Origin of the sequence: Devosia alba (assembly GCF_039938915.1) — a bacterium.
In the GTDB taxonomy this organism is placed as follows: Bacteria; Pseudomonadota; Alphaproteobacteria; order Rhizobiales; family Devosiaceae; genus Devosia; species Devosia alba.
Genome location: NZ_JBDUUI010000005.1, coordinates 184,415 through 200,123, shown reverse-complemented (window position 1 = coordinate 200,123; position 15,709 = coordinate 184,415). Strand labels below are relative to the sequence as shown.

Below are 15,709 nucleotides of genomic sequence, written 5' to 3'. Positions count from 1 at the left end.
CCGACCGCGCGGCGCCTTTGCCTGCGCAGTCACAAATTGACCAGCCGATCAAAAATCCCTAGCGTCGAGGTCCAGCCGTCATTCAAGCGTCACCTCAGGACGGCATGAGCATGTTCGCTCCCTCCGGAGCGCCACCGCCGGACACTGCGCCGGTTTTCGGGAGCACTGCGCCCCCGAATGTTCAGTTCACCACATGAACGCCTCAGGGAGACGACCCATGAATTTCCTGCCCAAGATCTCGCGGCGCACATTCCTCGCCGGTTCGGCCAGCGTCGGCGCCATCGCCGCCATGCACCCCTTCGCGGCCATGGCCCAGGCCAATCAGGCCCATCTGCGCATTCTCGAAACCACCGATCTGCACGTCGCCGTCTTCGCCTATGACTACTATGCCGATGCTCCCAACAACACGATGGGCCTGGCGCGCACCGCCTCGCTCATCGAGGCGATCCGTGCCGAAGCCGGCAATTCCATGCTGATCGACAATGGCGACATCATCCAGGGCAATCCCATGGGCGACTACCTGGCCTATGAGAAGGGCCTTGAGGACAATGTGCATCCCATCATCGCCGCCATGAACACGCTGGGCTACGAAGCGGCCACCCTGGGCAATCACGAATTCAACTACGGGCTCGACTATCTCGACAAGGCCCTGGCCGGCGCTGAATTCCCCTTCGTCTCGGCGAACCTGGTCAGGGGCGAACTGGCGGCGGAGCCGCTGAGCGACACCACCTATATCAAGCCCTATATCATCGTCGAAAAGCAACTGGTGGACGGCTCGGGCGCCACCCAGACCATCAAGATCGGCCTGATCGGCTTCCTGCCGCCCCAGATCATGACCTGGGACGCCACCCATCTGGCTGGCAAGGTCAACACCCGCGACATCGTCGAAACCGCCCAGGCCTATATCCCCAGAATGCGCGAGGAAGGTGCCGAACTCATTATCGCCCTGTCCCATTCCGGCATCGCCGCCGATCAGGCGACGGGCGCGGAAAACGCCTCGCTGCAACTGGCCGCCATTGATGGCATCGACGTCGTGCTCACCGGCCACCAGCATCTGGTGTTCCCCGGCCCCGATTATGAGGGCGTTGAAGGCGCCGACATTGCCGCCGGCACACTCAATGGCAAGCCTGCGGTCATGGCCGGCTTCTGGGGCAGCCATATGGGCCTGATCGACCTGCTGCTCGAGCAGGATGCGGATGGCAAATGGACCATCGTCTCCCACACCGCCGAAGCGCGCCCGATTTCCGAGCGCGTCGACGGCAAGGTCAATCCGCTGGTCGAGGATGAGGCCGAGGTGGTTGCCGCGGCCGAACCCGAGCATCTGGAAACGCTCGACTATATCCGCCGCGCCGTCGGCGAGACCGCCGCGCCGCTCTATTCCTACTTCGCTCTCGTCGCCGATGATCCATCGGTGCAGATCGTCAGTCAGGCCCAGACCTGGTACATTGCCCAGATGATGAAGGGTACCGAATGGGAGGATCTGCCGATCCTGTCCGCCGCAGCGCCCTTCAAGGCGGGTGGTCGCGGCGGTCCCGATTACTATACCGACGTCCCGGTCGGCCCGGTGGCCATCAAGAACGTCGCCGATCTCTACCTCTATCCCAACACCATCCAGGCCGTCGTCATCACCGGCGCCGACGTCAAGAACTGGCTGGAGCGCTCGGCGGGCATCTTCAACCAGATCGAGAAGGGCGCCGTTGATGCCGAACTGATCAACAATGACTTCCCGTCCTACAATTTCGACGTGATCGACGGCGTCACCTACAGGATCGACCTCACCCAACCCTCGCGCTTCTCGTCCGACGGCAAGGAAGAGCCCAACCCCGAGGCCAGCCGCATCATCGATTTGATGTTTGACGGCAAGCCGATCGATCCCGAACAGAAGTTTGTCGTTGCCACCAACAACTATCGCGCAGGCGGCGGCGGCAACTTCCCGGGCATCAACGCCGAGGTGATCGTGTTCAAGGGGCCCGATACCAATCGCGACCTCATTGTCCGCTACATCGTCGAACAGGGCACCATCAATCCCAAGGCCGACAGCAACTGGTCCCTCGCCCCGATTGGCGACACCACCGTGCTGTTTGCCACGGGCCCCAAGGCCGCCAGTCACGTCGATGACGTATCAGCGATCAGTATCGAAGCCACTGGCGACACCAATGCCGACGGTTTTGGCCTCTACCGCATCGCGCTCTGACCACCGGCACAGGCCAATTTGCTGAGGGGGCCGCTATGGCTCCCTCACTTTCTCTCGGGCGAGGTGAAGCCCTGCTCGATCTCTGCGTTAGGCCGGCAGATCGCCATCAAGCTGCCGGCGCAGGCGATGCAGGCCATCGCGCAGCATATCCACTGCCTCGCGTTCACCCGCCAGCGCGCCATACACCGCCAGCGGGACCGCCAGCGCCTTCTCGCGCAGCGCCTGCCCTTCGGGCGTCAGAAACACCCGCACCTGGCGTTCATCCACAGCGTCACGTTGCCGGCGCAGCAGGCCACGTGTCTCCAGCCGTTTGACCAGCGGCGTAATCGTGCCGGAATCCAGGAACAACTTATCCCCCAGCCCTTTGACTGTGAGACCATCGGTTTCCCAGAGAACGAGGAAGACGAGATATTGCGGATAGGTCAGGCCCAGTGCGTCCAGCCGCGGTTTGTAGAAACGCGTGAACGCATGCCCTGCGGCATAGACCGCAAAACACAGCATGGAATCGAGGTTGAGCGGGTCGGGTTGGGTCATGCCTGGTTTTACCGTCATTGCCATTTCGTTACCAGTCCATGCCGGATTATCAATTGCACAAAATTCAATTGCGCGCTATGGTAATTTACGAAACACCTGAACCAAGGAGCGCACACATGATCAAGACCCCCATTTATACCGCCCATGCCCACACCACGGGCGGCCGGACCGGTGTCAGCAAGACTGATGACGACCGTCTCTCGGTCACGCTCGATACCCCCAAGGCGATGGGCGGCAATGATGGTCCGGGCACCAATCCCGAGCAGCTGTTTGCCGTCGGCTATTCTGCCTGCTTCCTGGGGGCCATCAAGGCCGTGGCGCGCGGCGACAAGATCAAGGTACCCGACGAAACCACCATCGATGCCAGCGTCAGCTTCGGGGAAAATGCCAATGCCGGTGGCGTCGGCTTCAACATCGCCGTCGAGCTCAAGGTTACCTTGCCCGGCTTCGAGCATGCCGCAGCCGTCGCCCTGGTCGAGAAGGCCCACACGGTCTGCCCCTACTCCAACGCCACGCGCGGCAATGTCGACGTCAAATTGACTGTCGTCTGAACGACTTTCCCGGCCGTCCGCTTGGCGCGGGCGGCCGGCCCAATGCTCGCGAGGCACTCTGGCAGGCACTGGCGAAGAATGGCCACCCCGGCGGTCGGCCTTGGATTTGAGCGCTGGTCTGGTAGTCTGTTGCGCCAGCCCGAACGGCACTGAATCCTGAATATTCGGAAGCCCCATGAACGCCCTGCTGTTTCGCGATGCGACCCCCGCCGATATCCCCGTCATGCTCCGGCTCAGCCATGCTGGCGACGCGCGGGGTGCCGACACCCCACCGCTGGACCCGGCAAGCCTGGATGATCCACGCTACCGCCTGGCCTTCGACGAGATCGCCGCAGACGCCAACCAGCGCCTGATCGTGGCCGAACTGGCAGGCGAAATCATCGGCATGCTGCAGATTACCATCGTGCCCGGCCTGCCCAATTTCGGCATGAAACGGGGCATGCTGGAAAACGTCCATGTCCGCGCCGACCAACGCGGCTCCGGCCACGGCGGCGCCATGGTGAACTGGGCGATTGAACGCTGCCGGGAGCGCGGTTGCGGCACCGTGCAACTGACCTCAAACAAGCTCCGCCACGATGCGCACCGCTTCTATGCCAGGCTCGGCTTCGTCGGCAGTCACGAGGGCTTCAAGCTCAAATTATAGTCAAACCTGCTAATTCAGCGCTGCCAGACCCAAAAGCACCAGCGCCAGCACAATAACGATGCCGACCACCATGATGCCAAAGACGATTTTTGCCAGGAACGCAGCGCCCGCAGCCAGGCCGGAAAAGCCGAGAGCGCCTGACACCAGCGCGATCACCACAAGCAGAATAAGCAGTTTGAGCATGACAGAAGTCTCCAGTTGACGCTGACTTGGTAACGTCCCGCCCCCTCGGGCGTTCCACCATCAATGCTCGAAACTCTTCTAGTCAATAGGAGGCCCCCATGGCCGAAACGGGAACCAGGCTCCGCACCAAAACCGTCACCAGGACCGCCAAGCCACCGCTGCACAAGGTCATTCTGGTCAATGATGACTTCACCCCGCGCGAATTCGTCGTGCGGCTGCTGAAGTCCGAGTTCCGCGTGCCCGAAGCCCAGGCCGCGGTCATCATGCTGACCGCCCACACCAGAGGATCCTGTCTGGTGGCCGTATTCACCAAGGAAATTGCCGAGGAGAAGGCCAACCGCGCAACCGAAATCGCCCGCAACCAGGGCTATCCGCTGCTCTTCACCACCGAACCTGAAGACTAGCCGGTCCTAGAAATTCAGATCGGCAGGTACCGGTGGCGGCTCATCAAGCACAGTGATCTTGATGCGCTCATTGGCCGCCTGATAGGGGTCGTTGGGAAAGAATGGATCGGACGTCGAACGGCCGCTGACTGCCTTGATCCGATCATCGGCAAGTCCGAACTCGCCCAGCAGGGCCCGCACAACATTGGCCCGGTCGCTCGAGAGCTCCCATGAACCGTAGCGCGGATTGCTATAGGTGCCCCCCGCCGCCGTGTGGCCGGAGATGGCAATCTGGTTGGACAGCTTCTGCAGGATCGGCCCGAGCGCCGCAATGGCCTGACGCGCCTCCTCGGTGGGATACTTCGAGCCCTCGGGGAACATCGGGCGCCCGCTTTGATCGGCGATCTGGATATTGAGCCCTTCCTCGGTGATCTCCAGCAGCAGATTGTCCTGGATGCTGGTGATGTCGGGCAGTTCCTGCCAGGCCTGCCGGATGCTGGCGGCAGCACTGTGGAAGGCCAGGTCAGTGGCCGCCTTCAGTTCCGCACTGGCAGTGCCGTCCAGCGCTGCCAGGTCACCCTTTTCGCCGTCCTGGCCGAGGGTATCGGTGCTTGGCGTCCCATGGCTCTGGCTTTCCGGCGTCATCGCCACGTCGCGCATGCCATCGACGGCCGAACCCGCCATCTTGGCACCGTCGATGTCCAGCGCTGTTCCACCCATTATGCCGCCGGCGCCACTGGTCGACAGCGACACATTGGAAGGGGCGAAATAGTCGGCAAGACCTTCCTTCTGCTCCGGCGTGGTCATGCTGATCAGCCAGAGCAGCAGGAAGAACGCCATCATCGCCGTTACAAAATCGGCATAGGCAATCTTCCAGGCGCCACCGTGGTGGCCCGCAGCAACCTTCTTGACCTTCTTGATGATTATCGGCTGATCGTATCCGGCCATGACTTAGTGCTCTCTCAGGCTCAAGTGGAGGCGGGCATATTCGAGGTGACTTCGTCAATCTCGGCAAAGCTGGGCCGATCTTCTGACAGCAGCGCCTTGCGGGCGAATTCAATCGCCATCACCGGCACCTGGCCGCCGATATGGGCCAGCAGGCCAACCTTGAGCGACAAAAAATACTTGGATTCGGCATCGTAGATATTCGTCAGCGCCTGGGCAAAGGGAGCAAAAAAGCCATAGGCCACGAACACCCCGAAGAACGTACCAACCAGAGCGCCACCAATCATGTGACCGAGGATTTCCGGCGGCTCGCTGATCGCCCCCATGGTGTGGATCACGCCCAGCACAGCGGCCACAATGCCCAGTGCCGGTGTGCCGTCCGCCAGAGCCTGTACGGCGCTGATTATGCGGTGGCGTTCCTGATGATGGGTCTCGAGTTCCTCATCCATCAGGGCTTCCATTTCGTGCACATTATTGGAGCCCAATGTCACCATGCGCAGATAGTCGCAGACGAATTCTACGGCATGGTGATTGCCGGCAAATGTCGGGAAGCGCGCGAACAGGGTGGATTCGTGTGGGTTCTCGATATGCTGCTCCAGCGCCAGAATGCCCTTGGATTGCACCAGTTTGTACAGGCTGAACTGCATCGCCAGCAGTTCGACATAGGCTGCCTTGTTGTATTTCGGGCCCTTGAACATGGTCCCGAACACGCCAAGGGTTGCCTTGATGACGGGCCCGGTATTCCCGATTACGAACGCGCCAATGGCCGCGCCCAGAATGATGACAAATTCGAAGGGCTGCCAGAGCACTTGCACATGTCCGCCGACCCCCAGATAGCCGCCAAAAACCGAGGCAAAAACGATCAAAATACCGACGATGAGGCGCATATGCCGAACTTTCGCATTAACAACGCGTCGGCAGTCGCATCAGAAACTTCTGCTGCATCCACCGTACGAACCCGTCGACCCGGCTCGACCCATTCCGGCAGGGCCCGATCTGACTTGGAACGATCAAACCGTTCCCACTGGCGCCACTATCAGGGCTTTGCCTTAACAGTGGGTGTATCTGCGACTCTATTGTCCCGGCTTGGTTGTCGCATCATGGGACATTCGCCGTCCGCTACCGACACCACTTCAGCGGCGCCGACGTGCGCCCTCTTCGGCAGCCCCCATCATCCCCGGTGACACTTTGCGTGAGGACAGAACCAAAAATCATCATGGTTTCCCTTGGATGGATCGATCGAGATCAATCCACGCCCCTTCCCTTTCGTGCTCTTCTCCATTAGACAGCCCACTTAACCACCCCGTCCAAACCTTCCCCATGCGCCGCAACGCCCAGTTGTCGTGCGCGAGTGGTGCGGGTGGCCTGAGCGCCGGGTGATTCTTCCCGCCCGGCCCCCGCGTCCTAGAGCCGAGCGAGAACCATGCCAAAACGTACCGACATCAAATCGATCCTCATCATCGGTGCGGGTCCGATCATTATCGGACAGGCCTGCGAATTCGACTATTCTGGCACCCAGGCGTGCAAGGCGCTCAAGGAAGAGGGCTACCGCATCATTCTGGTGAACTCCAATCCGGCCACGATCATGACTGATCCCGACCTGGCCGACGCCACCTATATGGAGCCCATCACCCCCGAAGTGGTCGCCAAGATCATCGAGAAGGAGCGCCCCGATGCGCTGCTGCCCACCATGGGCGGCCAGACCGCGCTGAACTGCGCGCTGTCGCTGCGCAAGATGGGCATTCTGGAAAAATTCAATGTCGAAATGATCGGCGCCGATGCCGAGGCCATCGACAAGGCCGAAGATCGCGAACTGTTCCGCGACGCCATGAAGAAGATCGGCCTGGAAACCCCGCGTTCCATGCTGGCGCACAACACCATCGAGGCGCTGCAGGCGCTCGAAGTCATCGGCCTGCCCTGCATCATCCGCCCCAGCTTTACCCTGGGCGGCACCGGTGGTGGCATTGCCTATAACCGCGAAGAGTATCTGGCCATTGTCGAGAGCGGCGTCGATGCCTCTCCCACCAATGAAGTGCTGGTGGAAGAAAGCGTACTCGGCTGGAAAGAGTATGAGATGGAGGTTGTCCGCGACAAGAACGACAACTGCATCATCATCTGCTCGATCGAGAACATCGACCCGATGGGCGTCCATACCGGCGACTCCATCACTGTCGCGCCGGCACTGACGCTGACCGACAAGGAATACCAGATCATGCGCGACGCATCCATTGCGGTGCTGCGCGAGATCGGCGTGGAAACCGGCGGCTCCAACGTGCAGTTCGGCATCAATCCGGCCGATGGCCGCATGGTGGTGATCGAAATGAACCCGCGCGTGTCACGCTCGTCGGCGCTCGCTTCCAAGGCCACCGGCTTCCCCATCGCCAAGGTCGCGGCGCGGCTGGCGGTTGGCTATACGCTCGACGAGTTGGACAATGACATTACCGGCGGCATGACGCCGGCCAGCTTCGAGCCCTCCATCGACTATGTCGTGGTCAAGATCCCACGCTTTGCCTTTGAAAAGTTCCCCGGTGCCGACAATCGCCTGACCACTTCCATGAAGTCAGTTGGCGAAGCCATGGCCATCGGCCGCACCTTCCAGGAAAGCCTGCAAAAAGCGCTCCGTTCGCTTGAAACCGGCCTGACGGGTCTCAACGAGATCGGCATTCCCGGCCTCGGCGAAGGCGAAGACAAGAACGCCATCAAGGCTGCCCTTGGCACCCCCACACCCGACCGTCTGTTGCACGTGGCCGAGGCCATGCGCCTGGGCATGTCACTCGAAGACATCCACGAAGCCTGCAAGATCGATCCCTGGTTCCTCGAGCAGATGCAGGGCATCATCGATATGGAAGCCAAGGTGCGCGAATTCGGTCTGCCGCAGGATGCCGTCAATCTGCGCGCCCTCAAGGCCATGGGCTTTTCCGATCCCCGCCTCGCTCAGCTCGCCAATCTCAAGGCATCCGACGTGCGCAAGCTGCGCCATACGCTCGACGTCCGGCCGGCCTTCAAGCGCATCGACACCTCGGCGGCCGAATTCGCCTCGCCGACGGCCTATATGTACTCGACCTATGAAGTGCCCTTCGCCGGTGCGGTCGCTGATGAATCCCGGCCAACCGATCGCAAGAAGGTGGTCATTCTCGGCGGTGGCCCCAACCGTATCGGCCAGGGCATCGAGTTCGACTATTGCTGCTGCCATGCCGCCTTCGCACTGGCCGACGCCGGCTACGAAACGATCATGATCAACTGCAACCCCGAGACGGTTTCGACCGACTATGACACCTCCGATCGCCTGTATTTCGAGCCGCTGACCGAAGAAGACGTCATCGAAATCCTTGAGCGCGAAAAGCAGAACGGCACCTTGCATGGCGTCATCGTCCAGTTCGGCGGCCAGACCCCGCTCAACCTGGCTGAAGCCGTGCAGAAAGCCGGCGTGCCGATCCTGGGCACCCAGCCCGACGCCATCGATCTGGCCGAAGACCGCGACCAGTTCTCCAAACTGCTCAACCGGCTGGAACTGACCCAGCCCAAGAACGGCATCGCCTATTCGCTGGAACAGGCCCGCATCGTCGCCGAACGGCTGGGCTATCCGCTGGTCATCCGGCCCTCCTATGTGCTGGGTGGCCGAGCCATGGCCATTGTCCACTCATCAGGCGAGTTCGAGCGCTATGTGCAGGATACGCTGACCGGGCTGGTGCCGCCGCACATCATGCTGCGCTATCCCAATGACAAGACCGGCCAGATCAACTCAGTGCTGTCCGACAACCCGTTGCTGTTTGATGCCTATCTGTCGGGCGCCACCGAAATCGACGTTGACGCCCTCTGTGACGGCAAGGACGTCTTTGTCGCCGGCATCATGGAGCATATCGAAGAGGCCGGCATTCACTCCGGCGACAGCGCCTGCTCGCTGCCGCCGCAGAATCTCAGCCCCGAAGTCATGGCCGAACTCAAGCGCCAGACCGCCGAACTGGCCTTTGCCCTCAAGGTTGGCGGCCTGATGAACGTGCAATATGCGCTCAAGGACGGCGTCATCTACCTGCTCGAAGTCAATCCGCGCGCCAGCCGCACCGTGCCCTTCGTCGCCAAGGTGATCGGCCAGCCCATCGCCAAGATCGCCAGCCGCATCATGGCCGGCGAAAGCCTGGCCAGCTTCGGTTTGGTGGAGAGGACCTTCAAGCACGTTGCCGTCAAGGAAGCCGTCTTCCCCTTCAACCGCTTCCCCGGTGTCGACACCGTGCTCGGCCCTGAAATGAAGTCGACTGGCGAGGTCATCGGCCTCGACACCGATTTCGCCATGGCCTTCGCCAAGTCCCAGATCGGTGCCGGCTCCAAGGTGCCCACCAGCGGCGCCGTGTTCATCTCGGTGCGCGATGCCGACAAGCAGTACATCGTCGATATGGCACGCCATCTCGTCGAGGGCGGCTTCACCATCATCGCCACCGGCGGCACGCAGAAATACCTGGTCGAGAACGGCATTGCCGCCACCAAGATCAACAAGGTGCTCGAAGGCCGGCCGCATATCGTGGACTCGATGAAGAATGGCGGCGTGCAGTTGGTGATCAACACCACCGACGGCATGAAGTCGATCAGCGACAGCCGTGATATTCGGCGCACCGCCCTGTTCGCCAAGATCCCCTACTACACCACCATCGACGGCGCCCTCGCCGCCGTGGAAGGCATCGTCGCCTTGCAGAAGGGCAATCTGACCGTGCGCCCATTGCAGAGCTACTTCGCGCTCTAACCACGAATATGGGGCGTCGCGCATGCTGTGCGACGCCCCAATTGCCGGCTGAGCCGTCAGATCTCTATTGGGCCTCAACGGCAAAGAACTCTGCTACCACCATCAAGGCGCCCTCGACCGCTGCATCGTCGACATCAAGATGGGTAACCCAGCGCTGCTGCCCATAGCGCCCGGTGACGCCAACGCCGCGACTAGCAAGAAAGTCAGTGAAGCGGGCGCCAAGTTGGCGTTCCATATCCACAAAAATGATGTTGGTATCGGGCACGGTGACCGTCAGCGCGGCAAATGCTGCCAGCCCTTCAGCCAGCTTCCGCGCACGGCGATGATCCTCGGCCAGCCGCTCGATATGGTGATCAAGCGCATAGAGCCCGGCAGCCGCCAGAATGCCGGACTGGCGCATGCCGCCCCCCAGCATCTTGCGATGGCGGCGCGCCTTGTCGATCAGATCCTGCCGCCCGACCAGCACCGAGCCAACCGGGGCGCCGAGCCCTTTGGACAGGCAGATCGAGACGCTGTCGAAGGGCGCCGTAAACACAGCGATGTCCATCCCCAGCGCCACGCAGGCATTGAACGCCCGGGCACCATCGAGGTGCAGGCCCAGTCCATGGCGCTGCGCGATGGCCGCAACGCTCTGCATGTATTGGACCGGCAGGACCTTGCCGCCAAACGTGTTCTCCAGGGCGATTACCGTGGTGCGGGCATAGTGGTTGTCATCCGGCTTGATCGCCGCTTCGATATCGTCGAGCGCCATCGTGCCATCAGCCTGATGCGCAATCGGCTGCGGCTGGATCGATCCCAGCACCGCGGCGCCACCTGCCTCATGGCTGTAAAGATGGGCATTCTGCCCGGCGATATACTCGTCGCCGCGGCCGCAATGGCTCATCAGCGCCAACAAATTGGATTGCGTCCCCGAGGGAACGAAGAGCGCCGCATCCTTGCCCAGCATCGCCGCCATGCGCTGCTCGAGCCGATTGACGCTGGGGTCGTCGCCAAACACGTCGTCGCCGACCTCGGCTGCTGCCATGGCCTGCCGCATGTCGGCCGATGGCCGGGTGACGGTGTCGGATCGAAAGTCAAAGCGGATCGCGTTCATGGCAGTTTCCAGTTGAGATCAGACCAGCCTAGCTGCTTCGTCCTGCTCCTGCATACTGCCTATGCCGCGACATCACCGCCCGCACCCGCACCATCATTGGCAGCATGGACATCGAGAGGCGGCTTGCGCGCCACCACCAGCAGGCCATTGATCGGCGCACCGCGATCAAACCGCAACACCACGGCTTCAAAACGCAGGAGTTCAAGCCCGGCCACGACCACCGCATCGCGCGTCGCGCTGGGGCCATGGGCGTAGCGCAGGGACGGCCGCAGGAACACCGCCTCCTCCCCATCATGGGCTTCCAGCGAAAATGCCACCACTCCGCCTGGCCGCAGGGCCGGCACCAGGGCGGCCAGCACAGGTTGCAGCGCGCCGCAGTAGATGAACACATCGGCAGCAGTCACCAGATCGGCATCGGCCCGTCGCCCATTCAGCGCGGCCACCAGTTCGGCCTTGTCCAGACGATCGTAAATGCCCTTGCGGGCAGTTTCGGCAATCATGGCGGCAGAGATGTCGATACCTTCGAGGTAGGCGACCTTGCCACGCAATCTTTGCCCCATCAGGCCGGTGCCGCAGCCCAGATCGAGGCCGCGCTCGAACTGCGCAATACCCAACCGGCCCATTTCTTCGGCCACCAGATCATCAAGCATTTCGGGGACGCGATAGCCGAGCTTGCCAACCAGCGAGTTCTCGAACTTGGGCGCATATTGATCAAACAGCGCTTCGACATAGCTGACCGCCGTGCCCTCCCCCGCTGGGCTGGCGCCGTGCAGCGCCAGTTTCAGCCGCGCACCAAAGACGCCTGCATCATCAAGCGCTTCCAGATGCCGCCAGGCCGCAATAGCTCCGGCAACGTCGCCCGATTTGTCATGGTAATCACCCAGCAAATCCCACCCGGCGGCCCAGTTGGGCACCAGCTCAAGCGCCTGCTGCATCAGGTCAGCGGCGGCAAGCAGCTCACCATCTGCGGCGAGCAGCCTGGCATAGCCCGCACGACGGTCCGCGATGACATCGCCGGAAGAGTAGGACGCCGTGGTCAAGACGATGTGATCTCTGATGGTTTACCGACCCCAATGGCCCGGCGCGCGGTGATTTGCGCCAATTTTGCCGCGAATGCAAGCCTGTCGATCGCCCCGATTATCAAGCCCTGCCCGATGACAGGTTTTCGCGGCGCAGTATTGCGCTATGCTGGCATTGCTCGGTTCGGCCCCACGAGGCTGGATGGGCACGCGACGCCATTGGATTGGGCAAGGCCTGGCATGGTCAGCCAGTCCGGCGCGCGTCTGCTCCAGGCTCTCGAATTCTGGTGCAAATACTTGACGACGCTTTGGTTTGCCCTGACGAGAACAGTGTTCCGCCGGGTTTTTCGGTATGTCTATACAGATATTGAACAGCCCTATGTTTGGCGCTAAGCTGACTGGATCGAATATTGCGGCCGACTGATCTGATTACGCGAACTTTCCTTCGCTTCTGCTGACGTCAATTTCCGTTACTCGATATCACCGATGGCCGGAGCCAATAGTGGCTGCGGCCAGCTACCAGCAGACTGCACGAGGGAACGCGCATCATGGCAACTGGCACTGTAAAGTGGTTCAACGGCCAAAAAGGCTATGGCTTCATTCAGCCGGACGAAGGCGGGGCTGACGTATTCGTTCACATCTCAGCTGTTCAGCGCTCTGGCCTGAACGGCCTGGATGAGGGCCAGAAGGTCAATTACGAGATCGTCAAGGACAAGCGCACGGGCAAGGCCGCTGCCGACGAACTGACCGGCGCCTGAGCATCAGACAGCCAGCTATCGGGAGGGGCGCGTCTACTTGGAGGTGACGCGCTCCTTTTTGCTGGTCATGTCGATGCCAGCTATATCCGACCCAGTTCTTCGGTCCGCTTCCGGGTCTCACTGACTGTGCGATCCATCAGTTCAATCAGGCCATGGCTGCCCATCAGCACCGCCAGACCCGCAGCCGTTGCGCCCTTGGGCGACGTCACATTCTCCCGCAACACCGTCGCCGAGACGGTCCCCGCATCCATCAGGGCGGCTGCACCGATCACGGTGCCCCGCGCCAATTGCTCGGCAATATCGTCAGGCAGGCCCTGCCGTTTGCCAGCGGCGGCCAATGCTTCAACCATGTGGAAGATATAGGCCGGGCCCGAACCCGACACGGCGGTCAGCGCATCCAGTTGCGCCTCGTCGTCGAGCCAGATCACCTGCCCGGAAGCCGAAAGCAAGGTGTCCATCGCTACCTTATCTTCCGCCGTCACATCGGGGCCGGAAACCACCCCGATCATGCCCTTGCGTACCTGCACCGGCGTATTGGGCATGGTGCGCATTACCCGCTGCGTCCCGGCCTTGCTGGCCAGCCGCGCCAGATCAATGCCCGCCGCAATCGACACCACCAGCGTATGCGGCGCGATGACGGGCGCCAGCGACTCCAGCACCTCATCCATGACCTGCGGCTTGACCCCGACCACCAGCACATTGGGCGACAGTCCGCTCGCTTCGGTACTCAACGCCAGGCCATAGTCGCGCGCCAGTTCCAGCAGGTCCTCACCGGGCCGCGGGTGCACGATAACCAGCTGGCTTGCAGCCAGGCCCGCGTCTAGCCAGCCTCGCGCCAGCGCCACGCCCATCTTGCCGGCCCCCACCAGCATGATCGGACCAATTCTGTTGAGGGCCGTGTTCATGCCTCGCCAACCGTTTCAAACATCACATGGCTCAGCGCCTCGGCGGCCGACTTGCCGGCCCAGACCACAAACTGGAAGGCCTGATAATACAGATCGCAGCTATCGGTGGCCGAGCGCAGCAATGCTTCGCACTGCTGCGGCGACACCTCGGCGCCACCCGTCAGCAGGTGCGAGTTGCGGAACAGCACCACGCCTTCCTTGTTCCAGATATCGAAATGACCAATCCACAATTGTTCATTGACCAGCGAAATCAGCTGTTTGATCTCGCCGCGCCGGCCTTCGGGGACTTTCAGATCGAAAGCGCTGGCAATATGCAGGCTCTCCAGATCTTCCATCCAGTTGAATGAAACATGGTAGTCGCACCAGCCACCGCGCACCGAAATGGAAATTTCGTCGGCGTCCTGTCGCTCGAAAGTCCAGTCATTGATCGAGGCGATATGCTCAATGATGTCCACGGGGTGAACATTGCGATCGAGCTCGACTTGGATGAGTGACATTGACGTCTTCCGTCCTGGCAACGCGGAGTATGGATTCATGCTGCCCGATGGGCCGGCAATTCTGGGGTACTCAGGGAACTGTTTGCAGGCACAACGGCTTACGAATCGTCCTGATGAAAACAACCTACACGTGCCAACTGATTCAGGGCACGGGAGCCGTTTGCCGGACGACAATCTCTTGTGGATGATGATCGGGGGCTTAGGGTTAACAGGCTGTTAACAGCGAACCCGTATCAACTGCTGCTTCTGCCTCAAAACGGGGCGGATTGGGCCCAGCCCGAGTTCAGAACCTCCGCCCAGGCCGCAAATCCATTGGCGACGACCTGCGCGGCGGCCGCTTCATGATCATACTCAACCACGCGCAGCGTGGTGAACCACCTGCCGCCACGCCGTTCGATCACGGCATAGCGCGCATCGGGCGACCCATGCACGAGCTGAAACCCCACCGCTCCTGGATTGATGATCCGCCGCCCATCACGCAACCGTACCGAGCGGGCCAAATGGGTATGGCCGCACAGCATGATCGGATAATTGATCCCCTCAGCCGCCGATGTCACCCACTCTTCGTTGGGCAGAATAGCAGCACGGCCAGTATACCAGCCATCGATCCAATTCTGCTCGTCACTGGCCGGGGTGCCGTGACAAAGGAAAATTTCATTGTTGAAAACGGCCGTGGCTGGCAGGGCAGCAAGCCATTTGTGCTGCACCTCGCTCAACTGTTCTGCGGCAAAGCGATCGACCGTGCCCTGCCCGCTTTGGCGCGGCTCAACCACCCAGCGATCATGATTACCGGCGATCATCGGGCCGTCCAGGGTCATCAGGCGCTCAGCGACACCAGCAGGATCCATCGGTCCACTGACGTGGTCGCCCAGACACAGCGTGGCATCAACACTCTGGGTGACGATATCTGCCAGAACGGCGTCAAGCGCCACTGCATTTCCATGCACATCCGAAAGGACCGCGAGGCGCATGCCTACTTGGCTTTGCCCGAACCGCCCTTGAGCGCTGCCAGGTCCTTGCGCAGCGTGTCGATCTCTTCGCCCTGCACCTGCACCAGTTCGCGCAGCGCGTCGAAATCCTCGCGCTTGACCAGATCCATATCGGCCACCAGACGCTGAACCTGCGACTTGACGGCGGTTTCAACTTCCCGGCGCACTCCATCCGCGACACCCGCGGCTTCGTTCATCACCCGCCCGAGGCCATCAAAAATCTTGTTGCTCTGGTTCATTGCACACTCTTTTGGTTGACCTGTTGCGTTGATATTTAGGT

17 protein-coding genes are annotated in these 15,709 nt (G+C 61.3%); 7 read left to right on the top strand and 10 right to left on the bottom strand.

All coding sequences use genetic code 11. The features are described from left to right. Nucleotides 1–217 precede the first annotated feature (217 nt). Nucleotides 218–2,194 carry a bifunctional 2',3'-cyclic-nucleotide 2'-phosphodiesterase/3'-nucleotidase gene (locus tag ABFY71_RS09755; protein ID WP_347945799.1) on the top strand — a complete coding sequence of 659 codons (1,977 nt, stop codon included), beginning with the start codon at nucleotides 218–220 and terminating at the stop codon, nucleotides 2,192–2,194. A gap of 87 nt (nucleotides 2,195–2,281) precedes the next feature. On the opposite strand, the gene ABFY71_RS09750 is transcribed toward ABFY71_RS09755, so the two are convergent. Next, nucleotides 2,282–2,746: a MarR family winged helix-turn-helix transcriptional regulator gene (locus ABFY71_RS09750; protein WP_347945798.1), complete on the bottom strand. Its 465-nt coding sequence runs from the start codon at nucleotides 2,744–2,746 to the stop codon at nucleotides 2,282–2,284. Between the two features lie 98 nt (nucleotides 2,747–2,844). Between ABFY71_RS09750 and ABFY71_RS09745 the strand changes: the two genes are divergently transcribed. Both ABFY71_RS09745 and ABFY71_RS09740 read left to right on the top strand, forming a co-directional pair. After that, nucleotides 2,845–3,279 carry an organic hydroperoxide resistance protein gene (locus ABFY71_RS09745; protein ID WP_305581850.1) on the top strand — a complete coding sequence of 145 codons (435 nt, stop codon included), beginning with the start codon at nucleotides 2,845–2,847 and terminating at the stop codon, nucleotides 3,277–3,279. Between the two features lie 175 nt (nucleotides 3,280–3,454). Then, nucleotides 3,455–3,922 (top strand): GNAT family N-acetyltransferase, encoded by a 468-nt coding sequence (locus ABFY71_RS09740; protein WP_347945797.1) that lies wholly within the window; start codon nucleotides 3,455–3,457, stop codon nucleotides 3,920–3,922. Between the two features lie 9 nt (nucleotides 3,923–3,931). Here the strand turns inward: ABFY71_RS09740 and ABFY71_RS09735 are convergent, their stop codons facing one another. Then, nucleotides 3,932–4,105: a DUF1328 family protein gene (locus ABFY71_RS09735; protein ID WP_305581845.1), complete on the bottom strand. Its 174-nt coding sequence runs from the start codon at nucleotides 4,103–4,105 to the stop codon at nucleotides 3,932–3,934. A gap of 98 nt (nucleotides 4,106–4,203) precedes the next feature. Between ABFY71_RS09735 and clpS the strand changes: the two genes are divergently transcribed. Then, on the top strand, nucleotides 4,204–4,509 hold the full coding sequence (clpS, locus tag ABFY71_RS09730; RefSeq protein ID WP_305581843.1) for an ATP-dependent Clp protease adapter ClpS: 306 nt from the start codon (nucleotides 4,204–4,206) through the stop codon (nucleotides 4,507–4,509). Between the two features lie 6 nt (nucleotides 4,510–4,515). Here the strand turns inward: clpS and ABFY71_RS09725 are convergent, their stop codons facing one another. Together ABFY71_RS09725 and motA are read right to left on the bottom strand one after the other, a co-directional pair. Beyond that, nucleotides 4,516–5,436 (bottom strand): flagellar motor protein MotB, encoded by a 921-nt coding sequence (locus tag ABFY71_RS09725; RefSeq protein ID WP_305581841.1) that lies wholly within the window; start codon nucleotides 5,434–5,436, stop codon nucleotides 4,516–4,518. Nucleotides 5,437–5,456: 20 nt separating this feature from the next. Next, nucleotides 5,457–6,320, bottom strand: a complete 864-nt coding sequence (motA, locus tag ABFY71_RS09720; protein ID WP_305581839.1) for a flagellar motor stator protein MotA — start codon at nucleotides 6,318–6,320, stop codon at nucleotides 5,457–5,459. Nucleotides 6,321–6,856: 536 nt separating this feature from the next. Here motA and carB point away from each other — a divergent pair. Beyond that, the gene (gene carB, locus ABFY71_RS09715) at nucleotides 6,857–10,168 is read left to right on the top strand and encodes a carbamoyl-phosphate synthase large subunit (RefSeq protein ID WP_347945796.1); all 3,312 of its coding nucleotides are present in this window, start codon (nucleotides 6,857–6,859) and stop codon (nucleotides 10,166–10,168) included. Nucleotides 10,169–10,232: 64 nt separating this feature from the next. Here carB and ltaE read toward each other — a convergent pair whose 3' ends face one another. Further along, nucleotides 10,233–11,261: a low-specificity L-threonine aldolase gene (gene ltaE / locus ABFY71_RS09710; protein ID WP_347945795.1), complete on the bottom strand. Its 1,029-nt coding sequence runs from the start codon at nucleotides 11,259–11,261 to the stop codon at nucleotides 10,233–10,235. Nucleotides 11,262–11,320: 59 nt separating this feature from the next. Next, nucleotides 11,321–12,301: a class I SAM-dependent methyltransferase gene (locus tag ABFY71_RS09705; RefSeq protein WP_347945794.1), complete on the bottom strand. Its 981-nt coding sequence runs from the start codon at nucleotides 12,299–12,301 to the stop codon at nucleotides 11,321–11,323. A 33-nt stretch (nucleotides 12,302–12,334) separates the two neighbouring features. On the opposite strand from ABFY71_RS09705, the gene ABFY71_RS09700 reads away from it, so the two are divergent. Beyond that, on the top strand, nucleotides 12,335–12,673 hold the full coding sequence (locus ABFY71_RS09700) for a hypothetical protein (RefSeq protein ID WP_347945793.1): 339 nt from the start codon (nucleotides 12,335–12,337) through the stop codon (nucleotides 12,671–12,673). Between the two features lie 155 nt (nucleotides 12,674–12,828). Next, nucleotides 12,829–13,038 carry a cold-shock protein gene (locus ABFY71_RS09695; RefSeq protein WP_305580759.1) on the top strand — a complete coding sequence of 70 codons (210 nt, stop codon included), beginning with the start codon at nucleotides 12,829–12,831 and terminating at the stop codon, nucleotides 13,036–13,038. 80 nt (nucleotides 13,039–13,118) lie between these two features. Here the strand turns inward: ABFY71_RS09695 and proC are convergent, their stop codons facing one another. From proC to ABFY71_RS09675, 4 genes are all read right to left on the bottom strand, one after another. Then, entirely contained in the window at nucleotides 13,119–13,943 is an 825-nt protein-coding gene (gene proC, locus ABFY71_RS09690) for a pyrroline-5-carboxylate reductase (RefSeq protein ID WP_347945792.1), read from the bottom strand. Then, entirely contained in the window at nucleotides 13,940–14,440 is a 501-nt protein-coding gene (locus ABFY71_RS09685) for a type III secretion system chaperone family protein (protein ID WP_347945791.1), read from the bottom strand. Before ABFY71_RS09685 ends, proC begins: the two co-directional genes overlap by 4 nt. 251 nt (nucleotides 14,441–14,691) lie before the next feature. Beyond that, nucleotides 14,692–15,411, bottom strand: a complete 720-nt coding sequence (locus ABFY71_RS09680; protein WP_347945790.1) for a metallophosphoesterase family protein — start codon at nucleotides 15,409–15,411, stop codon at nucleotides 14,692–14,694. 2 nt (nucleotides 15,412–15,413) lie between these two features. Then, the gene (locus ABFY71_RS09675) at nucleotides 15,414–15,668 is read right to left on the bottom strand and encodes an accessory factor UbiK family protein (protein WP_305580750.1); all 255 of its coding nucleotides are present in this window, start codon (nucleotides 15,666–15,668) and stop codon (nucleotides 15,414–15,416) included. Between the last annotated feature and the right edge of the window lie 41 nt (nucleotides 15,669–15,709).